The sequence below is a fragment of the Actinoplanes hulinensis genome, from assembly GCF_019429605.1.
GTDB classification, from domain to species: domain Bacteria; phylum Actinomycetota; class Actinomycetes; order Mycobacteriales; family Micromonosporaceae; genus Actinoplanes; species Actinoplanes campanulatus.
Genome location: NZ_JAHXZI010000009.1, coordinates 294753 through 315798, shown reverse-complemented (window position 1 = coordinate 315798; position 21046 = coordinate 294753). Strand labels below are relative to the sequence as shown.

The window sequence follows — 21046 nt, the reverse complement described above, 5'->3', positions numbered from 1 at the left end:
TCTCTCGCTCTCTCGGCGTCAGCCGATCGCCACCCATCCGGTGACGATCGGTGCGGCGGCGCCCCGCAGCCGTACCCGGAACGACCGCACCGCGGGCAGGTCCGCATCGAACCCGCCCGCGGCGTCGATCGGCCGGCGCACGGTGCCCCCATGATGAAGCAGTTCGGCCTCGGTGTGACCGGCCGGCTCGACCGACCCGTCCAGTTCGAACCCGCCCGCGGTGCGGGTCACCCCCAGATGGATGCGGACGCCGTCCGGGCCGGCCGGGCCGAACACCAGCATCCTGGTGTCGTCCGGGCCCCGGGTCAGCGCCGCGGTGTCGATCAACGAGTCCCATTCCAGATCGGCGAAGTCCTCGTCGGCCGTACGGAACGCGAACGCCGCGAGCGCGTACCGCTCCACCGCTTCGGGCATCGGATCCGCCCGGGCGATCAGCCCCCGTAGCACGGTGTCGAGTTCCATGTCACTCATGAGCACGCCCCCGCGCCTCTGATACATCCACGAGACGGCGAAGTTTCTCCAGACAGCGGCGACGGGTCGGGCCCAGCGACCCGATCGGCATGTCCAAGGCGGCGGCGGCCTCCACGTACGACGGAGGCGGCTCGGCCATCAGCACCCGCAACAATTGCTGGCAGGCGTCACCGAGCCGGTCCAGCGCCCGCCACACCCGGCCGGCCAGCTCCGCCCGGCGCACCTCCTCGTCCCCGGCGACCACCACGTCCTCGGCAGCCGGCGACGCCCCCGTCCACGCCAGATCCCCGGTCGGCGTCACCCGGTTGCGGGCGGTCAGCACCCGCAGCGACTCCCGCCGCGCCGTCGTCGCCAGCCAGGCGCCCGCATGCTCCGGCTCCTTGATCGCGTCCAGCGACCGGGCGAACCGCTCCCACGTCGTCTGCGCCACGTCCTCGGCGTCGGCGGAACCGAGCCGGTGCGCCCGCGCGACCGACCAGACCAGCCCCGCGTACGCCCTGACCAGCGCCTCCCAGGCGCTACTGTCACCGGCGGCCGCCCGGTGCACCAGCGCGGCCGTCTCGTTCGGCTCCATCGGAGTCTCCTTCGGTCGCCTCTGCGTAACCGGCCCCGAGGGGCCCGCACCAGGGACTGTCGCCCAACCGACAGGCAGGGGTTGACACACCGATTGAGCGCCCGGTGAGCGCCGCCCGATGTGGTCTGCCGGTCAGCCACTTTAGAGGCAGGAGAAGCACCATGGCCGCTCCCAACGCCTTCGACGCCCGGATCAACTCGCTCCACCCGGTCCGTAAGAACACCGGGTCCAGCCTGACCGTCAGGCTGTGTCAGGGCAGGGCCGCGCTGCGCTGGTTCTGGGAACGCGGACCTAGAGCACTCACTGGCCCTGCGGCTGCGCGGGCCAGGTGACGCGGCGCGGGCGCCACGCGGCGACGGCGGCCAGACCCAGCCCCACCGCGGTCAGCAGCGCCGCCGCCAGCAGGGCGTATATCCGCGTGGCCGTGTCGCGGATCAGAGGCGCCTCGGCGGCGGCCAGGGACGTTTCGCTCGATGTGCAGATGAGCGTGTAATCGCCGGGCACGCCCGCCGTCAGCAGCATGGCGGGGTGCCAGGTCCGGCCGTCCGCCCGTGCCGAAAGACTCTGATCGAGAAGCATCAGGCTGGACCAGCCCTGCTCCGGCGGGGCGCCCACGAACTCGCAACTGACGTGGCCGCCCTTGGTCGTCACCCAGAGCATCGCGCCGCGTTCCGGCAAGGTCACGGTGACCGGTTGGCCGAGCGGGATCTGGCGTAGCCGGCCGCCGTCGAGGGGGACACCGAACCAGACCGCGGCGCCGAATGTCAGGCCGGTGGTGGCTACGAGCGCGGCGAGGAGGAGCCAGACGCGGCGCATCAGGACAGGGCCTCGGCCATCGGCACCGGGTGGCGGGAGACCGTGTTCAGGTCCTTGCCCGCGACAGCGTTCAGGATCTCCGGCCAGGCGGAATCCTCGGTGTCGATCAGATCGGCGAGCGCGCGCATGGCGGGCACTCTACCGCTGTTGATCAAGCGGCGGCACCCTCCGCCAGGTCACCGGACATCGCCACGGTGTCCTCCACGAACACCTACCCGGAGGCCGCGGCGAGAGCCGGCTCACGCTGGTCCGCGGCTTTGAGGTCGCGGCTCTCCTTGACCAGCAGGTAGATCAGCAGGCCACTCATGAGCAGGTGGCCGGTGGCGGTGTACAGGCCGGGAAAGTAGCCGCCCGCGATGATGGGGAAGACGAAGTGGGCGATGCCGTTGAGCAGTCCGGCGCCCAGCGCGTACCACCAGAGGAAGAAGTTGGCCACGCGGATGCGGTAGAGGGCGCCCGCGCCGGCGAAGAAGTAGAGGGCGCCGAACCCGAAGACGAAGACGAGCAGGAACTCGTTCTCCGGCCAGTCGCGGGGTGAGTCGAACAGTTCGACGATCTCGTGGGGGAAGCCGCCGGTGTACTCCTCGGCCATGTGGATGAGCTGGAAGCCGACCGCGCACAGGTAGACGGCGATCACCCGGCGGGAACGTACCGGCCGGGTGTAGCTGAACGCGATCCAGCCGCTCCAGCCGAGCAGAGTCGCCAGGACGAGCACGGCGGCGCCCTGTAGAGGGAGGGTGAGCAGCGCCCAGGAGCAGAAGGCCACGCCCAGGACCGCCATGACGGTCGCCGAGAAGAGCTCAGGTCGTTTGGTCATGGTCCGGACACTAGGGAGATGGCGATGGGCGCCGCCTCCGTCAGGTGACTGAACCTGGCCAGTTCGACCCGGGAGGTGACGCCGAGTTTCGGGAATGCCTTGTACAGGTGGGAGGCGACGGTTCGCGGGCTCAGGAACAGTTGCGCGCCGATCTCGCGGTTGGAGGCTCCGGTGACGGCGAGGCGTACCACCTGGAGCTCCTGTGGGGTGAGGGTGGCCAGGGCGCCGGCGATGGGGGAACGGTCCGGCAGGGCGAGCCCGGCGGCGCGCAGTTCGGTGGCGGCACGGGCGGACCAGGGCGCGGCGCCGATCCGGTCGAAGGCCTCCATGGCGGCCCGCAGATGCGGTCGCGCCTCGGCGCGACCGCGGTGCCGGCGCAGCCATTCCCCGTAGACCAGGCTGGTACGTGCCTCGTCGAACGGCTGACGGCTCCGGGCGTGCAGGAGCAGTGCCCGCTCGTACAGGTCGCCGGCGGTGTCCTCGGGGGCCAGCAGCGCCCGGGCCCGGTGCAGGATGGCGAGCGTCCCGGCCCGGCCGGTGGCTTCCGCCCATTCCGCGTACGCGTGCAGCCGGTCCGGGGCGCGGTGTGGCTCCCCGGCACGTACGGCCGCCTCGACGTAGTCGGGCCAACAGTAGCGCCAGATGAAGGCGTGCCGGGTGGGACCGCGCATCGCCCGGTCCACCCGGTCCAGCACGGCGCCGTACCGGCCCAGCCCGAGGTCGAGGCCGACCCGGGCGTATTCGGCCCAGCAGGCGCCCGGCATCCATTGGCGCTGGTCGGCTTCCTGGATCGCCTCGTCGGTCAGGGCCTCGCACTCCTGCTCCCGTCCGGCGACCGCTGACAGCCACGCGTGCACGCCCGCGAGGTAGCCGCGCCAGAACGGCCGGCCGACGTCGGTGGCCAGCACCATGCCCTCGGCCGCGGTCGACCGGGCCGCGGGATGCCTGCCGTCCATCAGCTGGGCGATGGCCAGCAGCGTCATCGCCTGCGGCATGCGCCCGACGCGGCCCTGGGTGCGGCAGTCCTCGACGATGTCGATGGCGCCGGTGAGCATCCGGTCGTGCTCGGCGCGGACGATCGCCTGGAACAGCACGAGGAAGCGCAGTTCGAACGGCACCCGGTCGGCCTGTTCCAGCACCTGGAACACGTCGGTGGTCACCGGTTCGCCGGCCAGGATCTGGCGGAACGCGTCGTTGATCGTGCGTACGACGCCGGCCAGCCCGTCGCCGTCCGGGCACAGTCGCACGGTGCGGCGGGCCAGGGGCACCTGATCGGGGTGGGCGGCGCTGGCCCAGGTGTAGTAGCCGGCCATGCCGAGCAGGGACAGCCGGGTGCCCGGGTCGTCGGCGGCCTCGGCACCGTCGTGCAGCAGGCGGACCGCGTCCAGCGGCCGGCCGGCCTCGACTGCCAGGCCGGCGCGCAGGTGGGCGAGGTCGGCCCGCACGGCCCTCGCCGGTGTGGTGGTCTCGGCCGCCCGGCGCGCCTTGACGACCAGTTCGCCGGCGCGTCGCCACAGGCCCGCCTCGGCTGCGGCGCTGGCGGCCGCGGTCCACCGTCGTACCGCCTCGGCCGCGTCGGCGGACAGTTCCGCGGCCCGCGCGTAGGCCGCTGACACCGCCGTCTGCCCGCCGCGCAGCCGGGCACGCAAAGCCAGGTTCTCCAACTGTTCGGCCAGGTTCTCGTCCGGCAGCGAGGTGACGGCGGCCAGGTGCCAGGCGCGCCGGTCGTCGCCGACCGTCTCGGCCAGGGCCCGGTGCGCCCCGATCCGGTCGGCGATGTCGCAGGCCAGCAGCACCGCGGTCCGTACCAGCGGATGGTGGAAGACGACGCCTGCCGCGGACACCCGGACCAGCCCGGCCCGTTCGGCCTCGGCGAGGTCGGCGGGCGAGGTGCCGAGGCGGTCGGCGGCGCGGGCCAGCGATGACGCGTCGCCGTGATCGAGGGCGGCCAGCAGTAGGCACGTACGGGTGGGCGCGGGCAGCGCCGCGATCCGGTCCCGGAAGCCGAGCAGCACCCGGTCGGCCACCGGCTGTGCCGTGCCGGGCGCGAACGACAGCGGGTCGACAGCGCCGTTGCGCTGGTCCCCGGTGAGCATGCGGGGCAGCTCGATCAGCGCGAGCGGGTTGCCCTGGGCCTCGTGGACGAGCTGGTCGCGGACGGTGGGCGGCAGGTCCGCCGCGTGCCGGGCCAGCAGCCTCCGGGCGGCGTCGGGTGTCAGTTTCGCCGGCCGCAGTTCCGTGAGTCCACGGGTGGGGAAGCCGTCCCGCGCCGCGAACAGCATCATGACCGGCTCGGTGTGCAGGCGGCGGGCGGCGAACATCAGGGCGTCGGCCGACTCGCCGTCCAGCCATTGCGCGTCGTCGACCAGGCAGCGCACCGGGGCTGTCTCGGACAGATCCACCAGCAGGTTGAGGGTGGCCAGGCCGACGAGGAACCGGTCGCCCGGGGACGTGTCGCCGAGGCCCAGGGCGCCGCGCAAGGCCTCCGACTGCTGCGCCGGCAGCGCCCGGAGCCGATCGAGGACCGGCCGCAGGAGCAGGTGCAGGGCGGCGAACGGGAGGTCGGCCTCGGACTCGGTGCCGGTCACCCGCAGTACACGGGCACCGGGTTTCGGGGCGGCGTAGGCCAGGAGTGCGGATTTTCCGATGCCCGCCTCGCCGCGCACGATCAGTGCACCGGACCCGGTGGCGAGCAGTTCGTCGACGACGGCCAGTTCCGCTTCCCGCCCGTACAGCATCGGCACTCCCGTTCCAGGTTGTCGCAGAACTTCGCCCAGTCCTGATACTGCGATGGACGGTGGCGCGGGAGACGCCGAACCGTCCCCCGGCGCCGGGCGTTCGGCGGCCGGCATCCTACGGGCGCCGTCGAGGATCAGCCGTCGCAGCCGGGCCGGTGGCACGTCGACTGCCGCTGCCATCTAACCATGGGTGAGTTCACGACGGTCTCCATCGGACCCGGGCACGCGGCGGAGCGGACCGCACTCATCCGGGAGACGATCGGCAGCTGTCACACGACCGGCCACTCGATCGTCCTCATGGGCATGGTTCACCTCGACGACGCACCCCACGCCTCCTTCGCACCGCCGAAGCGCCGGTGGCGCCCGCTGCGATGGGTGGCGGCCGGCATCGCGGCGCTGCTGGCCCTGACCCTGTTCGGAGCCTACGGCTGGCGGCCCCCGGCGGTCGACGGCTACCGCTCACCGTACGAGAGCGGTTACCTCGACACCCCGCTGGCCAGGTTCCACTACAGCAAGACCGGTCAGGGCACGCCGGTGGTGCTGGTGGCCGGCGGCGCGCAATGGCTCTACTCCTACCGTGACACCATCCCGGCCCTGGCGCGGGAACACACCGTCTACTCCGTCGACCTGCCCGGACAGGGCTACACCACGGTCAAGGGCGACTTCGCCTACGACATCCCCGCCATGGCCGGGGCGCTCGGAACGTTTCTGGACGCGGCCGGGCTGTCCACCGTCTCCCTGGCCGGGCACTCCTGGGGCGGCGCCTGGTCGCTGTACTACACACAGCACCACCCGGCCCGTGTCGACCGGCTCGTGCTGCTCGATTCCCCCGGCCTGGACAAGCCGCTCGCCTCACAGACGGCGATGTTCTCCGTCCCGGTCGTGGGTGAACTCGCGGTCAAGCTCATGCGCCGCGCCGACTTCGAGACCAGCCTGCGCAGCGCCTTCGCCCACCAGGACCGGGTCACCGCGCAGGTCGTGGACGAGAACTGGCACTGGATGTCGCGCCCGGACAGGCGGGAGGCGTTCCTGCGGCTCGTCCGCACCCAGGACTACACGGCGACCGACGCCGGGCTCAGCGGGATGCGCGCCCGCACTCTGGTGATCTGGGGCGAGGCGGATCAGTGGCTGCCGGCGGCCTACGCCCACGAGTACGGCAGACGCGTCCCCGGCGCCACGGTCCACGTGATCCCCGGCGCCGGGCACAACGTCCACGAGGACGCACCGGAACAGGTCAACCCGCTGCTGACCGACTTCCTCCGGGACTGAGGCCCGCCCCGGCAGGCGGACCGAAGAGCGCCCCGGCGCGACAGGCCACCGCCGTGCGCCGGCCGGACTGGACGCCCGTGCTATCGGATGATGGATGTCTATATGGTGGGGCATGGAGTTTCGGGTGCTGGGACCGGTCGAGGTTCTGGTGGAGGGACGGCCCGTGCCGGCCGGGGAGCCGCGCCAGCGGGCGGTGCTCGCGGTGCTGCTGCTCGAGGCGGGACGGCCGGTCACCCTGGACACCCTGATCGACCGGGTCTGGGGGGAGACCGCGCCGCCGGGCGCCCGCCGGTCGGTGTACGCCTACGTCGCCCGCCTGCGCCGGGTGCTCGGCGCCGCCGACGATCAGCCGCTCATCCGTACGTCAGGTGGCTATCTGCTGGACGCCGACCCGCAGCAGGTGGATGTGCTGTGGTTTCGCACCCTGCTGGCGCGCGGCGAAGCCGGCGCCGCTCTCGACCTGTGGCGTGGCGAGCCGCTGACCGGCGTGAACGGCCCGTGGGCGGACCGGATGCGCCGCACGCTGCGGCACGAACACGCGGACGCCGTGGTCGCCTGGGCACACGCCGAGATCCGGGCCGGCCGTGTGGAGACCGTGCTGATGCCGCTGAGCGACCTGGCCGAGGAGCGGCCGACATTCGAACCGGCCGGGGAAGCGCTGATCCGGGCCCTGCACGCGGCGGGCCGCCCGGCCGACGCGCTGGTCCGCTACGACCGGATCCGCCGCCTGCTGCGCGACGAGCTGGGCGCCGACCCGGGACCGGCCCTGCGGGCGGCCCACCAGGCGGTGCTGCGTAACGAGGGGATCGCCGTGACCCGGCCGGTTCCGGCGCAGCTGCCCGGGGACGTGCCCGCGTTCACCGGCCGGGCCGCCGAACTGGCCGAACTGGACCGGACCGGATCGCCGATCGTCTGCCTCACCGGCACACCCGGCGCCGGCAAGACGGCCCTGGCCGTGCACTGGGCGCACCGGGCCCGCGACCGGTTCCCCGACGGCCAGCTGTACGTCAACCTACGCGGCTTCGACCCCGAACAGCCGGTGACACCACTGGAGGCGCTCGGCATCCTGCTCGCATCGGTGCTGCCGCACGGGCGGGCCGCGCCGGCCGGGCTCGACGAGCGGGCCGCCCAGTACCGGACCGAGCTGGCCGGCCACCGCATGCTCGTGGTGCTCGACAACGCCGCCACCGTCGAGCAGGTTCGCCATCTGCTGCCCGGCGCCCCCACCTGCGCGGTCCTGGTGACCAGCCGTGATTCACTGGCCGGGCTCGTCTCGGTGCATGGCGCCCGGCGGATTCCCCTGGGCGTGCTGACCGCGCCGGACGCGGCCGGGCTGCTGCGGGAACTGGTCGGCGAGCGGGTCACCCGGGAGCCGGCGGCGGCCGCGACGCTGGTCGAACAGTGCGCCCGGCTGCCGCTGGCGCTGCGGATCGCCGCCGAACTCGCCGCGTCCCGGCCGGACGCCACCCTCCGCGCCCTCACCACCGAGCTGGCCGGACAGCGCCGCCTCGACCTGCTCAGCGACAGCGGCGATCCGCGGGCCGCGGTCCGGGCCGTCTTCTCCTGGTCGCTGCGGCACCTGCCGGCCGCGGCCGTGGACCTGTTCGCGCTGCTCGGCCTGCATCCCGGCCCGTGGATCGACGCGCTCGCCGCCGCCGCGCTGTCCGGCCGCCCGGTGCGTGAGCCGCTGGCCGCCCTGACCCGGGCGCACCTGATCCACCGGGTCGCCGACGACCGGTACGGGCTGCACGACCTGCTACGGGCGTACGCCGCCGAACGGGCCGCCGACGGCCCGGCCGCGCTGGCCCGCCTCCACGACCACTACCTGGGCGCGGCCTCGGCGGCGATGCAGGTGCTCTACCCCGGCGAGGCCGGCCGGCGGCCACCGGTGACGGCGACCGGGCCGGTGCCGGACGTCGCCGGACCGGAGGCGGCACGCGACTGGCTGCACACCGAACTGCCGAACCTCACCGCGGTCGCCGCGCACGCCGCGGCCCACGGAGCACCGGCCGTGACCGTGCGGCTCGCGGCGATCCTGTACCGCTACCTCGACGGCGACCAGCACAGCGCCGCCGTGGTGGTCTTCGAGACGGCCCGCGCCGCGGCCCGGGACCTCGGCGACGAACCCGGTGAGGCGTACGCGCTGAACGCCCTCGCCTACACATACGCGCAGGAGGGCCGGCACCCGGTCGCGATCGAGCGCCTGGAGGAGGCGCTGCGGCTCTCGTCGCGGGCCGGCGACGAGGTGGGGGAGGCCCGGGCGCTCGGCAACCTCGCGATGATCGAGGAACAACTCGGCCGGTACGAGAGCGCCGCTCAGCGGTTCGAACAGGCGCTGCACCGGTTCCGGCGGCTCGGCGACCGCACCGGTGAGGCGCACGTGCGCACCCGGCTCGCCTCGGTCGAAGCGCGGCTCGGCCACGTCGGCACCGCCCGTGGGCACGCCGAACGGGCGCTGGCGATGCACCGGCGGTCCGGGCACCGGTTCGGCGAGGCGTGGGCCCTGAACAGCCTGAGCGAGGTCGAGTCGCACCGTGGCCGGCACGCGGCGGCCGCCGACGGGCACCGGCAGGCCCTGGCGCTGTTCCGGGAACTCGGGCACCGCAGCAGCCAGGCCTGGACCCTGGACAGCCTCGGCGTGGGGGAGCGGCGGCTCGGCCGTTTCGGGCGGGCCCGTGAACACCACCGGCAGGCCCTGGAGATCTTCGACGACCTGGGCGAACGGTTCGGGCAGGCGTCGGCGCTCAACGGCCTCGGCGAGACGTACGACGCGTGCGGCGACAGGAAACGGGCGCTGTCCGCGTACCGCCGCGCCTTTGAACTGGCCGTGCGGACCGGCGCCCGTGACCAGCAGGCCCGGGCGCGAGCCGGAATCGGCGAAGGCGAAGCCGAGCCGGGCCACTGACCGTCCACAACATTTCCGCAAGCCGCCGCGGCCAGGCTTCCTCCCGAACGCGAAACCCGAAACGGGGAGGAAGAATGCTCAAGCTCGGCAGAGCCCTCACGTACACGCTGACCGGCGTGACCGCGGCCACGGTGATCGGGATCGTCCCGGCGCCGGCCGTCGCGGCCGCGGCCCCGCTGCCCTCGGACGTCACGGCGCTCAGCACCCCGGCCGCCGATCCGTTCGGCCGGTTCATCGTCTCCCGCGGACTGGACGGCACCATGCTGTACAGCCGCGGGAACCCGACCGCCAACACCTACGACCCGTTCGTCTCCACCGGACAGGTCATCCTCGGCGACCCCACCGGTGTCCTGACCCCGGACGGGGCGCAGGTGTTCGGCCGGGACGTCTTCAACCGGCCGGTCACCGCGCTGGGCGCGGCCTTCAACCAGCCCAGCGGCTTCGAGGTGATCCCCGGGCTGCTGATCTCCAGCGAGATCGCGGCGGTCCAGATCCCGTCGCGCGGCTCCCAGCCGCCGCAGACCCGGATCTTCGCCCGTGGCCTGGAGGACGGCGCCGTCTACACCAACCTGCTCATCCAGGGCAGCCCGCAAGGCTGGGTCAACCTGGGCGGCGTCATCACCAGCGAGATCGCCGCGGCGGTCACCGGGCCGCTCGACTTCACCGTCAACCTGCGGCTCGTGGCGCGCGGCACCGACAACCGGCTGTACTCGATGCTGTTCAACAACACCAACGGGGTGGTGTCCGGCTGGACGCCGGTCGGCGACCTCGTCGCCACCGGCAACCCGGAGCTGCTGTCCAACGGTGGCACCCAGGAACTGCGCGGCAACGAGCTGTTCGTCCGCGGCGCGCCCCGCAACGGAGTGTTCACCTGGAACTTCGACAGCCCCGGCTGGGTCGACCTCGGCGGTGTCGCCAACAGCGACCTCACCGCGGCGGTCGCCTCCGACGGCGGGGTGCAGTTCTGGGTGCGGGGCACCACCAACAACATCTATCTGAACCGTCGTGCGCCCGGGGCGGTCAGGTTCGGCGGCTACATCAACCTGCGCGGTATCGGCACCGGCAACCCGGTCTCCACCGGGGCCGCGCCGTTCGCCGGCCGGACGGTGGCCGACCAGGTGTTCGTCCGCGGCACCGACAACCGGCTCTACGGCCTGATCCAGGTCAACTTCGTCGGCGGCTTCGACCGGTTCGCGCCGATCAACGGCCCGGCGCAGGGCTGACGGCATTGCCACAGTTGAAGGGGCGTGTAATTGTGTAATCATGACCGGCGTTGAGACCACATTGTACGAACATGTCGGCGGCCACGGTGCGTTGCACCGTCTGGTCGCCGACTGGTATCCGACCGTTCTTGCCGACCCGCTCCTGCACCCGCTCTTCGGTGACGGGCACCCGGAACACATCGGCCACCTGACCGCGTTCCTGGCCGAGGTGTTCGGCGGGCCCACCACGTACACCGATGATCTCGGAGGCTTTCCGGCGCTCCTGGAAGCCCATCGCGGCAAGTCGATCCGTGAGGATCAGCGGCAGCGTTTCATCGACCTCTTCCTGGCCGCCGCCGACCGCACCGGCCTGCCCGGCGACGCCCGCACCCGGACGGCGCTGCGCGACTACCTCGACTTCGGCACCGAGGTGGCCGTCCAGAACTCGCACGCCACCGCCGACACCGACCTGCACCCCTGTCAGGAGGTGCCGCGCTGGCACGGCTGAGGTGAAGCGGTGGGCGGAAAGCCGCGACGCTATAGGGCATTTTACCAAAATGTCTGTTTAAGAAGGAAGCGCCGCGAGGAGCCGCCCACCGCTGCCGACGATCCTAAAGGCACCCCGGGTGGATCCTCACCCGGATTTCAGGGCAGGGCGAGCAGCGGGGCGGGGGCGCCGTCGGTCCACGTGTCGGACAGGACGGCCAGGGCGTCGGCGGTGGCGGCCAGGTGCAGGCCCGCCGAACCGCCCGGGCCCGCGATGCGGCCGCCGGTCACCGCGACGATGCGGACGCCGCCGGGCATCAGCCGGGTGCCGCCGGTCACCGCGGCGGTCGGCAGCGGGCCCGGCGGGCGTCCGGCCAGCGTCGCCACCAGCGGTTCGAGCAGGGTCAAGGCCGCGACCAGGCCGGCGTACGGGTTCCCCGGCAAGCTCACCACGAACCGCCCGTCCGGCAGCACCGCCAGGCCCTGCGGGTGCCCGGGACGGCACCGCACGCCGTGCACCAGCCACGTCGCCTTCTCCACGGCCAGCAGCGTGTGCAGGTGGTCGGCGGCCCCCTTCGACGACGATCCACTCACCACGATCACGTCCGCGCCGGACCCGGCGAGGGCGGCGGCCAGCCGGTCCGGGTCGTCGGGCAGATGCCGGCTGTCCTGGAAACAGCCGCCGGCCCGGGCGGTGACCGCCGCGACCGGCCCGGTGAAACTGTCCCGCACCTGGCCCGGCCCCGGCACCCCACTGGTGATCACCTCATCGCCGGTGACCAGCAGCGACACAGCCGGCGGCCGATGCGTGGACACCGTCTGCGCCCCCGCCTGCACGGCGGCCGCGACCACGGTGGCCGTCACGACACGCCCGGCCGGGGCGACCACCGCCCCGGCGGCGAGCGCGTCCCCGGAGCGCCGGATGTGGGCCCGCCGCCCGCGTGCCGCGTGCACGACGCCCGCGGTCACCGTGCACTCCTCGTACGGCAGCACCGCCTCGGCCCCGTCCGGCACCGGCGCCCCGGTCGCGATCTCCACGGCGTCACCGGGGCTCAGCGGCTCTCCGGCGGCGTGACCGGCGAGCACCCGTCCCCGTACGGTCCACGGCCCGTCGCCGGCGATCGCGTAACCGTCCATGGCCGCGTTGTCGAACGCCGGCACCGGCCGGACACAGCGGACCGGTGCGGCGAGCACCTGACCGAGCGCCTCCTCCACCGGCACGGTCCGGCCGGGCAGGGGATCGGCGGCGTCCCCGGCGATCACGTACGCCTGATCCCACGGGGTTCCCACGATCTCTCCCTGCGTACGGCCTACTCGTGACGGCCCTAGCCTACGGCCAGGCATGATCTTCGCCGAGGCCCGTAGCGTCACCCGCATTTGCGGCGTCACATGGCTGACCCTCTATGCAGATGCGGCCACACCAGCGAGATGCAGCCGCACATGTCTGCCGCTAAGGTGGGCCGGTGATCAAACGTTTCGCCACCGCGGCCGGACTCGCGGTTCTCCTCACCCTCGGGCTCGCCGGCTGCGGCGACGAGACCGCCGGGGACAGCGCCGGCAAGACCGGCGCGGTGACCGTCTTCGCCGCCGCCTCGCTCACCGAGTCGTTCACCACCCTCGGCAAGCAGTTCGAGGCCGCCCACCCCGGCAGCAAGGTCACCTTCAACTTCGGCGGCAGCTCGGGGCTGGCCACCCAGATCAACGAGGGCGCTCCGGCGGACGTGTTCGCCTCCGCCTCCCCGAAGAACATGCGGGCCGTCACCGGTGCCGAAAACCCGGTCACCTTCGTACGCAACCAGCTCGTCATCGCCGTCGCCAAGGGCAACCCGAAAGGCATCACCGGGCTCGCCGACCTGACCGAACCCGACCTGAAGGTGGCGCTCTGCGCCGAGACCGTCCCGTGCGGCACCGCCGCCAAGACCGCCCTCGAGGCGGCCGGTGTCGAACTGACCCCGGTCACCCTGGAGCAGGACGTGAAGGCCGCCCTGTCCAAGGTGAAACTCGGCGAGGTCGACGCCGCCCTGGTCTACCGCACCGACGCCAGGGCGTCCGCCGCCGACGTGGACGGCATCGAGTTCCCCGAGTCCGCCAAGGCGATCAACGACTACCCGATCGCCCTGCTCAAGAGTGCCGCCAACACCACCGGCGGGCAGGCGTTCATCGACTACGTGCTCTCCGCCGCCGGCGTCGAGGTCCTCACCGAAGCCGGTTTCCAGGCACCCTAGGACCACACGCCCCGGGCCGCGGCGCCGCTCGCATCCCGCAGCGATCGGGCAAAGCACGAACATCACCGGTACGCCGGACAGCGCGGCCGCCCACGTCCCAGGATCATCCCAGTCGAACCGTGCTCACCGTGCCGGCTCGCGACCCGGACCTCCCGGCCGTCGTCACGCAATCGTGCGGCCACCCGGCTGCCGACCGTGCCGGTGCCGCCCAGAACAAGAATCGGACTGTCGTCGGTCTTGCCGTCATCCGTCCCCCATACGCTACGGAACATGCGTGCCGTGCTGTTCGACCTCGACGACACCCTGGTGGACCAGGAGAGCGCCTCCGACGCCGCGGTCGTGGCGTGGGCCGCGACGTTCGGTGTCACCGATACCGGGGTGGCCCGCCGCTGGTCCGGGATCTCCCACCGGCACTACGCGCGCTACCAGCGGCGGGAGGTCACCTTCACCGGGCAGCGGCGCGACCGGGTGCGGGAGTTCCTCGGCCGGAGGATGACCGACGCCGAGGCGGACGAGCTGTTCGCCGGATATCTGGAACGGTACGAGGCCGGCTGGTCGATCTTCGGCGACGCGGTGCCGGCGCTGCGGCGGGCCCGGGTGGCCGGGCTGACCGTCGGCATCCTCACCAACGGCGAGGAGGGCCAGCAGCGCCGCAAAGTGGACCGGCTCGGCCTGGCCGGCGAGATCGACCTGCTGGTGGCGTCGTCGGTGCTGCCCGCGGGCAAGCCGGATCCACGCGCGTTCGGGTACGCGGTCGGGCTGCTCGGCACCGCCCCGGCCGAGACGCTGATGGTCGGCAACTCGCTCGGCAAGGACGTGCTCGGCGCCCAGAACGCCGGCCTGGCCGCCGTGCTCCTCGACCGGGCGGACGCCCACCCGGACGCCGGGGTCCGCCGCGTCCGCACTCTCGACGAGCTCACCTTCTGAAGGTCACGCTCCTGCCGGTCAGGCACCCGGGGGGCCCGCTCTCAGCCGTACCGCCGTGATGGCCGCACACGCGACGTCGTCCGTGTGCGGCCATCACGGCTTGGACCGCCCGAACGTGTGCGCCCGGCCACCGATCTCCGCCCGGCGGGCGCGGCACAGGCCGGAGCGGGCAGCAAGATCGCGCCGACCGGACGGAACGGCCCTGACAGAGGCGGGACGAGGACTCGCGTACCAGAAAGGGGCGAAAGCGAAACGCGGACCTCGACCACAAATCAGGCAGTGGGCGCCCAGCCGGCGGTGAGCAGGGTCTCGCGGACCCGGGCGACGTCCGCTGACGGCGGCCGGTCGCCTCCGAGGGTGGCCAGGTCGTTGCCGACCCGCAGCGGATCGCCGCCGAGGAACGCGGCGACCAGCGCGGCCAGATTACGGTCGGACAGATCCTCGTCGAGGGCGGCGAGCAACGGCCGGTAGTCGCCGCCGGGCAGCCCGTCCGGGTAGGCGCGGCGCAGGACGTCGAGGCCGCCGCGCAACACCTCGGGCAGGAACAGCCGGGCCGGCGGCGCGACGGCGCCCGGCTGGGCGTGCGAGTAGTCCCGCGACTCGGCGATCAGGCCGTGCGCGCCGACGAGCAGCACCGTGCAGCCGGAGATGGTCAGCGGCTCCCCGCCCGGGTAGGTGACCGCCCAGTACTCCACCGAGGCGAGATCGCCGGTGACCACCGGCTCGCCGAACCACACCTCGGCCGGGCGGGTCTCCTCGGCGAAACACTCGGCGAGGTAGGCCCGCAGACCGTCCCGTCCCATGTAGTGCCGGAACATCGACGCCCAGTGATCGCCGTGCTCGGCCTGCAACGCGGCGATCGCCTCCACGTCCTGCTCCGGCCAGGCCCGCCGCCACACCCGCGCCCATCGACGGGCGGTCTCCGCAGTCCCCATCCGGCGACCCTATAAGCTCCCGTGCTCGTGAAGATCTCCAAGGTTGCCGTTGGCGCGCTTCTGGCCGTCGGCGGTTGTTCCAGCGCCTCGTCGTCCACCCCGCAAGCGGAGGCGCCGTCCGCCCCCGCCGGCGCCGCCGCCACTGCCGCCGTCCGGGTCGGGGCCGCGGGCAGCGCCTGCGAGCTGCCGGTCTCGTTCGAGCTGGCGGAGGACTGGGAGCCGAAGGCGGTCGACGTCGAGGCCCTCGGTGAGCTGGCCGAGCTGGCCCGGGTCGGTGTCTTCACCGTCCGCTGCGAGGTCGACGCCAAACCGGCCGGAAACATCGGCTTCCTGCGGGTGCACGTCGCCGGCGGGCTGTCCGGAGCGCCCCGCGACCACCTGAAGATGTTCGTCAAGGCGAGCGCCCGCGGCAAGGAGGTGTCCGGGGTCAGCTACTCCGACGTGCAGATCGGCGGCGGGCAGGCGGCCGAGGTCACCTGGGAGTCCTACAGCAAGGAGCTCGACCACCAGAGCAAGTACTCGGCGTTCGCCCTGAACACCAAGGACGGCGCCATGGTCGTGCAGCTCAGCCCGTTCGGAGCGGACGAGCATCCGGGCATGCTGCCGGCGTTCCAGCTCGCCGAGCGCACCCTGACGATCAATTCATGAAGACCATTCCCGGGTACGACGGAGGCCCGCTCGACGACGGCGGCGCCCTGCTCGGCGCGGCCGCGTTCTGGCCGGCCCACCTCGGTCCGCACCTGATGGACCCGATGGAGGACGTGGCCGACCTGTTCGGCGTCCCGTTCGAGGACGTGGAGGCCACCTACCGGCGGCTCACCGACCACGCGGCATGGCCGGTGTTCACGTTCGACACCGGCCGGGACGCGCGGCTCGCGGTCGTCTACCGCAACCTCGACGAGGACGAGGGCGTCGACTACCTGCTCGTGCCCGACGGCGCGGAGGCGATCACCGTCGCCACCGACGAGGGCGGCGCCTTCGGGCGGGGCCTCACCTGGGACGAGGTGGCCGCGCTCGCCGCCCGCCAGCCCGAGCCGATCATCGGCGCCCGGCTGCTGCTGCTCCTGGCCCCGATGATCGTCCACTTCGAGGCGCCGGACTCCGACGTCGTCGCCCGCCTCGCCGAGGCCCTGCGGACGGCCGGGGTGCCCGGCCCCGCCCAGCCGATCGCCGAACGGATCCTGCACCCCGACGACTACTCCGACGACGACGAACCGGCCGCCTTCGTTCGCGGTGACACCCTCGCCGACCGCATTCTGGCGCCCGTCAGGAGTGCATCCAGTCGATGACGGTGTCCTCGGCGTACCGGATCAGGGTGGTCCACCAGACCGACCGTTCGGCGGCGTTGTCGGCCTCGGTGACCCACCGGCCGCGGACGGCCGCCGCCTCGCCGACGACCGGGTCCAGGTAGGGGGTCGACGACGCGCCGGCCCGCTGGGAGACGCGGCCCCACGCCTCGCTTCGGGTCCGCGCCAGCCGCTGGCCCTGGGACCAGTGCGCCGGCTGCCGGTTGAACCGCTCGATCAGCTGCTGCCACGCCTGCACGGCGGCGGCGGGGCTCGCGGCGCCCGCCCGGGCGGCCTGCTCGATCTCGGTGGCCTGCACGGTCCGGAACCGCACCTCCGGCCACTTCGCCCACTCGTCGGCGACGTACTGCTCCCGGAGCAGCTCGAGGTCCACGGCGGCCGCGCTGAGCAGGCCGTGGCGCAGGAACTCGGCCAGGTCGGCGTCGGTGTCCACGAACCGGGCACGCTGATGGATGCCGGGGCCCGCGTCGAGGGTGACCAGGGTCGAGAGGAAGTCCCAGTCGGCCGGGGTCACCAGGGCCGCGCCGTCGTCGTACGCGATCCCGGCCTGGTCGTCGCGCAGCGCCGCCGCGTAGCCGGTGCCGGCGAACTCGGCCCGCTCCGCATCGGTGCCCTCGATCGCGCGCCGGGCCGCCGCGGCGACCCACGGGAACGACGACGCCGGATGCGCGGCCGCCCTACCGTTGGCGAAGTCGAGGTGGCTCGCCCGGATCTGTGCCGCCTGGTCCAGCGCGGCCTGGTAGCCGGTGGCGAGAAACGCCGTGACCTGCGCGGCCGTGGCCAGGGCCGCGGTGGCCGCCTCGCGGACGGACCTGCGCGGATCGTGGACCGACAGCCAGAGAACGAACGCGCGGTCGGCCTGGGCCGGGTTCGTCACCAGGGCCGGTGGGCCCGCCGCGAACGCCGGCGACGGCGCCACCAGCGCGCCCACTCCGGCGGCGGCCACGGCCAGGAAAACATTCCTACGCTTCAATGCAGCTCCCCGTTGATCATCAAAGATCGATGCGACGGTCAGCTATTCAAACACACGATCACCATCAGGAGACGTACCAGTCGAAGACCTCCCAGCCCAGCGGCGACACCATGACGACGAACGCGAGCGCCGTGGCGACCGTGGCGACGATCAGCAGCGGGTTACGGTGGGACGGGCGGCGCAGCAGTAGACCCGCCACCAGCAGCGTGATCACGGCCAGCAGTGGCCCGAAGAGGGTGGCCAGAACGGCCGGCAGCGCCCACGTCGGCGGGGCCTGCTCCGGGAAGTACTCGGCGTCGGTGCTGAGAAACGCGATCAGGCCGTACCCGTAGGCGGCGACCACCACCGCCTGAATCGTGATCAGTACCCGGGTGCCGTACGGTGTCGTCATCGCTGCTCGCTGCATCCGGGCACGGTACCCGATCAAGATCCACAGGTGGGGTGTGGTCAACCGCGAGGTCTGATCGCCGCCAGAGCCGGCCGATCGGGCTCACCGGCGCGAGCGTCGACCAGGATGGTGGCTTCACCGTCTGAACGGCTCGGGAGACCGGTGGAGCCGTACGGTGAGCAGGGCGGTTGCCCACTCCGGGCCGCCGTCCGGTTCGGTCGCCTCGTCGCGGGTGACGGCTTGGACCGCCAGCCGGTCGAGGACGCTGCGGCTGCCCCGGACGGCCTCCGACCGGGCGGGGATGGGCTCGCCGAGACGGGGCAGCTCGAAGGCGGCCGAGTCGAACGGCTGCTCCGAGACGATGATCTTCCACCACTCCTCGACGACGGCACGACCGTTCCAGCGGTCTTCCGGGATGACGCCGGCCACCGCGAAGGCCTCGGAGACGTCCACGCCGGAATGCGGTGGGAGCAGCCGGGTGGGGAGCAGCCGGTCGTGGATCCGGAGATCGCCGGTCAGCGCGAGTAACGCGCAGTACAGGGGACGGTCGGTCTCGTTGCCTACCGACAGGTCCGCTGGATACGGCGACCAGCCGCCCGCGGCCGGGTGATGACCGAGGTCGACGGGATGGCCGTCCCACGGTCCGGTAGGCCATGACTGGAACGTGTCCAGCATGGGCCGGCGGTGGTGGTTGGTCCGGTGCAGGCGCACCTGCCCGCGGGCGATCGTCGACACCGGATTGTCCAGCTGTTTGACGACCTGCCAGCGGCCCAGGTGGTCGAGCCGCTCCCGGAGGACGGCGGCGCCCTCCGGGGTGGCCGGAGCCGGCGCGGCCAGCGGTGTGCCATCGGGCCCGGCGATCGTCAGCCATCCGTGGCGGGCGTAGACCACGAACTCGCCGCCGGGCTCCTCCCGAACGTGCGGCGACCCGGTGACAGCGGCACGGACCAGCGCCGCCGCCGCGGGCGGGCCGTCCAGCCGGAACCGGGTCGGCGGCAACGGCAGGTCGACGACCGTGGCCGGATAGCGCGGGCCCGGGTCGGGGTCCCAGCCGGGATCCACGGTCACCCGGCAGTGCCGGGCCTCCACCTCGGTCACCCGGGCCCGGCTCAGTGGCGGCGCGCCCTCCGGTTGCTGCGGCCGGACCGCCACGACCGTGGTCCGGCCCTCCACCGGCGGCAGGATGCCGTGTGCCGGGCCCACGTCGATCCACCATTGGTCCCGGCACCCTTCCAGCCAGGCGCCGGGCGTGCGCGGCCGGAGCAGCCCGCCGAGCGTCAGCTCCTCCATGGAGGCGGGCGGCACGGCGTACCCGACCGGCTCCTGAGCGTGGGCGACCACCTCGGCGACCTCGTAGTAGGCCCAGTTGATGTGGGCGTGGTAGGGGAACGGCCCCGGCTTGGCCAGTCCCTTGCGCAGCCCCGCCGAGAAGGCGCCCTGGACGCGGCCGTCGATCGGCTGCTCCACGACCGGCTGGGAGGGCGCACCGGCGTACAGGACGACGTGTGGCGGGTTGTGGTCCCCGTCGTAGGAGGTCCGGCGCGGCTCCGGGTCCGGCCGGAGCCCGCGCGCCAGCGTGTTGAACGCCGCGATGCCGTATTCGGTGTGGCCGCAGTCCAGGATGATGAGCACGTGCGCACCGCCGGGAGTGATCTCGGCGATCAGGGCCCTGATCTCGCCCTCGGAGAGGTCCGGGACGCCGGGAGCCCGGCCGTCGGCGCACACGATGGTCCGCTGGTCGCCGTCGGGTTCCATCGACCCGTACCCGGCGAAGTAGAAGACCGCAGCGTCACCGGTCCCGGCCTGGGCCAGGTGCTCGGTGAATCCGTCCATGACGGCCTGCCGGGTGGCTTCCGCGTCACGCAGCTCCCGGATCCGCAGCCACGGCCGCGGGATCACGTCGAGCAGTAGTTCCCGAAAGCCGTCGATGTCGTTGAGGCAGCCGTTCAGCGTCTCCGCCCGGCCGCCGTAGTCGTTGATGCCCACCAACAGGAGATAGACGTCACCCGCCATCCGTTCAAAGTAGATCCCACCTGCCCTTGAACCAACGGGTCAGCGACTTCGCGAGATAGTGGTGGTGGGCCGCCCACACATCGTCGAACACGAACCACTGCTGGTAGCCGAAGGTCTCGTCCAGGTGGAAGACACCCTGCGCCAGGTGGCCGGCGACGGCGACACGGCCGTCGGCCGGGCGGCGGCGGCCCAGCGGCCCGGGGATCCTGTCGTGGCCGGCGACCTGCGCCATCACCTCCCGGACGATGCGGTGGGCCTCCTCGTGGGCGCCGTCCAGGCCCTGGATGTCGAGGTACTGGTCGTTCCACGCGCCCCACCGGTTGATCCGGTCGAGGGCCGGTTCCAGGCCGGTGTCGTGCGGGCCGACCGCGGCGCGCAGCAGGGTCAACTCCTCCGGCCAGTGTTTCGGCACGTCAGCGGATCGTAGCCAGGCGGGCAGATCGGGCAGCCGGACGCCGGGCAGCCGAACCACGTAACCCTGGGTGTCCCAGTCGGCGTCGCCCAGCGCCGACACGGCGACCGTGGTGACCGGGTCGTCGTCGCTCTCCTCCGGCGCGTCGGAGGGCAGTGGCCACTGCTCCTGCAATGCGTACGCCATACGCGCCGGTTCGGCGGCCACCAGACTCTGGTCCAGGAAGAAGTAGGCGAGCGGCACCTCGTCGTCGTCGGTGGACGCGCGCACGGAGTGGTCGTCGACCTTCACGGCGCCCTCGACGTACAGATGCTTCTTGAGGACCTTGCGCAGCTCGGACATGGAGGCAGGCGACGGCAGTGACCGCTCCCTGGCCTCCTCGAAGATCGAATCGAGGCCGTAGACGTCGGCGCCCAGCTCGGCCTTCACCCACGCGTCCGGGTCGGAGAGCGCCTCGGTCCAGCCGCGGCGGAACCAGTCGAGGACGGTGGCGTCGGGCAGCCAGCGGACGTGTTTGCCGAGGAGCCCCTCGTAGGGGGAGCGGTAGACGAAGCAGATCACGCCGACATTCTGTCCGCCGGGTACGAC

21 protein-coding genes are annotated in these 21046 nt (G+C 72.8%); 8 read left to right on the top strand and 13 right to left on the bottom strand.

Annotated features, from left to right (window positions below; genetic code table 11):
- Positions 1-18 precede the first annotated feature (18 nt).
- The 6 genes from KZ829_RS19400 to KZ829_RS19380 all read right to left on the bottom strand — a co-directional run bounded on the left by KZ829_RS19400 (position 19) and on the right by KZ829_RS19380 (position 5596).
- Positions 19-471, bottom strand: coding sequence for a hypothetical protein (locus KZ829_RS19400; protein WP_220145316.1), 453 nt, complete (start codon positions 469-471; stop codon positions 19-21).
- On the bottom strand, positions 464-1045 hold the full coding sequence (locus KZ829_RS19395) for an RNA polymerase sigma factor (protein WP_220145315.1): 582 nt from the start codon (positions 1043-1045) through the stop codon (positions 464-466). The genes KZ829_RS19400 and KZ829_RS19395 overlap by 8 nt, the downstream gene beginning before the upstream one ends.
- 300 nt (positions 1046-1345) lie before the next feature.
- Positions 1346-1861 carry a hypothetical protein gene (locus KZ829_RS19390; protein WP_220145314.1) on the bottom strand — a complete coding sequence of 172 codons (516 nt, stop codon included), beginning with the start codon at positions 1859-1861 and terminating at the stop codon, positions 1346-1348.
- A complete protein-coding gene (locus KZ829_RS44040) occupies positions 1861-1989 on the bottom strand; it encodes a hypothetical protein (RefSeq protein ID WP_281428165.1) in 129 nt (42 codons plus the stop codon). Before KZ829_RS44040 ends, KZ829_RS19390 begins: the two co-directional genes overlap by 1 nt.
- 83 nt (positions 1990-2072) lie before the next feature.
- Positions 2073-2678 carry an HXXEE domain-containing protein gene (locus KZ829_RS19385; protein ID WP_220145313.1) on the bottom strand — a complete coding sequence of 202 codons (606 nt, stop codon included), beginning with the start codon at positions 2676-2678 and terminating at the stop codon, positions 2073-2075.
- A complete protein-coding gene (locus tag KZ829_RS19380; RefSeq protein WP_220145312.1) occupies positions 2675-5596 on the bottom strand; it encodes a helix-turn-helix transcriptional regulator in 2922 nt (973 codons plus the stop codon). Before KZ829_RS19380 ends, KZ829_RS19385 begins: the two co-directional genes overlap by 4 nt.
- A 6-nt stretch (positions 5597-5602) precedes the next feature.
- Here KZ829_RS19380 and KZ829_RS19375 point away from each other — a divergent pair, with 6 nt between their 5' ends.
- The 4 genes from KZ829_RS19375 (at position 5603) to KZ829_RS19360 (ending at position 11300) form a co-directional block, all read left to right on the top strand.
- The gene (locus KZ829_RS19375) at positions 5603-6685 is read left to right on the top strand and encodes an alpha/beta fold hydrolase (protein ID WP_220145311.1); all 1083 of its coding nucleotides are present in this window, start codon (positions 5603-5605) and stop codon (positions 6683-6685) included.
- Between the two features lie 112 nt (positions 6686-6797).
- Positions 6798-9590, top strand: a complete 2793-nt coding sequence (locus KZ829_RS19370) for an AfsR/SARP family transcriptional regulator (protein WP_220145310.1) — start codon at positions 6798-6800, stop codon at positions 9588-9590.
- Between the two features lie 74 nt (positions 9591-9664).
- The gene (locus tag KZ829_RS19365; protein WP_220145309.1) at positions 9665-10813 is read left to right on the top strand and encodes a DUF8189 domain-containing protein; all 1149 of its coding nucleotides are present in this window, start codon (positions 9665-9667) and stop codon (positions 10811-10813) included.
- A 40-nt stretch (positions 10814-10853) separates the two neighbouring features.
- Positions 10854-11300: a group II truncated hemoglobin gene (locus KZ829_RS19360; protein ID WP_220145308.1), complete on the top strand. Its 447-nt coding sequence runs from the start codon at positions 10854-10856 to the stop codon at positions 11298-11300.
- Between the two features lie 137 nt (positions 11301-11437).
- Here KZ829_RS19360 and KZ829_RS19355 read toward each other — a convergent pair whose 3' ends face one another.
- The gene (locus KZ829_RS19355) at positions 11438-12568 is read right to left on the bottom strand and encodes a molybdopterin molybdotransferase MoeA (RefSeq protein ID WP_220145307.1); all 1131 of its coding nucleotides are present in this window, start codon (positions 12566-12568) and stop codon (positions 11438-11440) included.
- A 176-nt stretch (positions 12569-12744) separates the two neighbouring features.
- Here KZ829_RS19355 and modA point away from each other — a divergent pair, with 176 nt between their 5' ends.
- A complete protein-coding gene (gene modA, locus KZ829_RS19350; RefSeq protein WP_220145389.1) occupies positions 12745-13503 on the top strand; it encodes a molybdate ABC transporter substrate-binding protein in 759 nt (252 codons plus the stop codon).
- A gap of 62 nt (positions 13504-13565) precedes the next feature.
- Here the strand turns inward: modA and KZ829_RS19345 are convergent, their stop codons facing one another.
- A complete protein-coding gene (locus tag KZ829_RS19345) occupies positions 13566-13775 on the bottom strand; it encodes an NAD-dependent epimerase/dehydratase family protein (RefSeq protein ID WP_220145306.1) in 210 nt (69 codons plus the stop codon).
- Here KZ829_RS19345 and KZ829_RS19340 point away from each other — a divergent pair.
- Positions 13774-14430, top strand: a complete 657-nt coding sequence (locus KZ829_RS19340; RefSeq protein ID WP_220145305.1) for an HAD family hydrolase — start codon at positions 13774-13776, stop codon at positions 14428-14430. The two genes, KZ829_RS19345 and KZ829_RS19340, sit on opposite strands and share 2 nt — an antisense overlap.
- A gap of 272 nt (positions 14431-14702) precedes the next feature.
- Here the strand turns inward: KZ829_RS19340 and KZ829_RS19335 are convergent, their stop codons facing one another.
- On the bottom strand, positions 14703-15365 hold the full coding sequence (locus KZ829_RS19335) for a nuclear transport factor 2 family protein (RefSeq protein ID WP_220145304.1): 663 nt from the start codon (positions 15363-15365) through the stop codon (positions 14703-14705).
- Between the two features lie 27 nt (positions 15366-15392).
- On the opposite strand from KZ829_RS19335, the gene KZ829_RS19330 reads away from it, so the two are divergent.
- Together KZ829_RS19330 and KZ829_RS19325 are read left to right on the top strand one after the other, a co-directional pair.
- A complete protein-coding gene (locus KZ829_RS19330; RefSeq protein WP_220145303.1) occupies positions 15393-16013 on the top strand; it encodes a lipoprotein in 621 nt (206 codons plus the stop codon).
- Positions 16010-16654 carry a hypothetical protein gene (locus KZ829_RS19325; RefSeq protein WP_220145302.1) on the top strand — a complete coding sequence of 215 codons (645 nt, stop codon included), beginning with the start codon at positions 16010-16012 and terminating at the stop codon, positions 16652-16654. Before KZ829_RS19330 ends, KZ829_RS19325 begins: the two co-directional genes overlap by 4 nt.
- On the opposite strand, the gene KZ829_RS19320 is transcribed toward KZ829_RS19325, so the two are convergent.
- The 4 genes from KZ829_RS19320 to KZ829_RS19305 all read right to left on the bottom strand — a co-directional run bounded on the left by KZ829_RS19320 (position 16632) and on the right by KZ829_RS19305 (position 21019).
- The gene (locus tag KZ829_RS19320; protein ID WP_220145301.1) at positions 16632-17645 is read right to left on the bottom strand and encodes a hypothetical protein; all 1014 of its coding nucleotides are present in this window, start codon (positions 17643-17645) and stop codon (positions 16632-16634) included. The two genes, KZ829_RS19325 and KZ829_RS19320, sit on opposite strands and share 23 nt — an antisense overlap.
- Positions 17646-17709: 64 nt before the next feature.
- Positions 17710-18051 (bottom strand): hypothetical protein, encoded by a 342-nt coding sequence (locus KZ829_RS19315; protein ID WP_220145300.1) that lies wholly within the window; start codon positions 18049-18051, stop codon positions 17710-17712.
- Between the two features lie 117 nt (positions 18052-18168).
- Positions 18169-20046, bottom strand: a complete 1878-nt coding sequence (locus tag KZ829_RS19310; RefSeq protein WP_220145299.1) for a caspase family protein — start codon at positions 20044-20046, stop codon at positions 18169-18171.
- A 4-nt stretch (positions 20047-20050) separates the two neighbouring features.
- Entirely contained in the window at positions 20051-21019 is a 969-nt protein-coding gene (locus tag KZ829_RS19305) for a hypothetical protein (protein ID WP_220145298.1), read from the bottom strand.
- Positions 21020-21046: the final 27 nt, after the last annotated feature.

Coding starts and splice junctions, on each gene's coding strand:
- KZ829_RS19400 (WP_220145316.1), bottom strand. CDS start 471: ATGAGTGACATGGAACTCGACACCGTGCTACGGGGGCTGATCGCCCGG.
- KZ829_RS19395 (WP_220145315.1), bottom strand. CDS start 1,045: ATGGAGCCGAACGAGACGGCCGCGCTGGTGCACCGGGCGGCCGCCGGT.
- KZ829_RS19390 (WP_220145314.1), bottom strand. CDS start 1,861: ATGCGCCGCGTCTGGCTCCTCCTCGCCGCGCTCGTAGCCACCACCGGC.
- KZ829_RS44040 (WP_281428165.1), bottom strand. CDS start 1,989: ATGCGCGCGCTCGCCGATCTGATCGACACCGAGGATTCCGCCTGGCCG.
- KZ829_RS19385 (WP_220145313.1), bottom strand. CDS start 2,678: ATGACCAAACGACCTGAGCTCTTCTCGGCGACCGTCATGGCGGTCCTG.
- KZ829_RS19380 (WP_220145312.1), bottom strand. CDS start 5,596: ATGGCAGCGGCAGTCGACGTGCCACCGGCCCGGCTGCGACGGCTGATC.
- KZ829_RS19375 (WP_220145311.1), top strand. CDS start 5,603: ATGGGTGAGTTCACGACGGTCTCCATCGGACCCGGGCACGCGGCGGAG.
- KZ829_RS19370 (WP_220145310.1), top strand. CDS start 6,798: ATGGAGTTTCGGGTGCTGGGACCGGTCGAGGTTCTGGTGGAGGGACGG.
- KZ829_RS19365 (WP_220145309.1), top strand. CDS start 9,665: ATGCTCAAGCTCGGCAGAGCCCTCACGTACACGCTGACCGGCGTGACC.
- KZ829_RS19360 (WP_220145308.1), top strand. CDS start 10,854: ATGACCGGCGTTGAGACCACATTGTACGAACATGTCGGCGGCCACGGT.
- KZ829_RS19340 (WP_220145305.1), top strand. CDS start 13,774: ATGCGTGCCGTGCTGTTCGACCTCGACGACACCCTGGTGGACCAGGAG.
- KZ829_RS19345 (WP_220145306.1), bottom strand. CDS start 13,775: ATGTTCCGTAGCGTATGGGGGACGGATGACGGCAAGACCGACGACAGT.
- KZ829_RS19335 (WP_220145304.1), bottom strand. CDS start 15,365: ATGGGGACTGCGGAGACCGCCCGTCGATGGGCGCGGGTGTGGCGGCGG.
- KZ829_RS19325 (WP_220145302.1), top strand. CDS start 16,010: ATGAAGACCATTCCCGGGTACGACGGAGGCCCGCTCGACGACGGCGGC.
- KZ829_RS19315 (WP_220145300.1), bottom strand. CDS start 18,051: ATGCAGCGAGCAGCGATGACGACACCGTACGGCACCCGGGTACTGATC.
- KZ829_RS19310 (WP_220145299.1), bottom strand. CDS start 20,046: ATGGCGGGTGACGTCTATCTCCTGTTGGTGGGCATCAACGACTACGGC.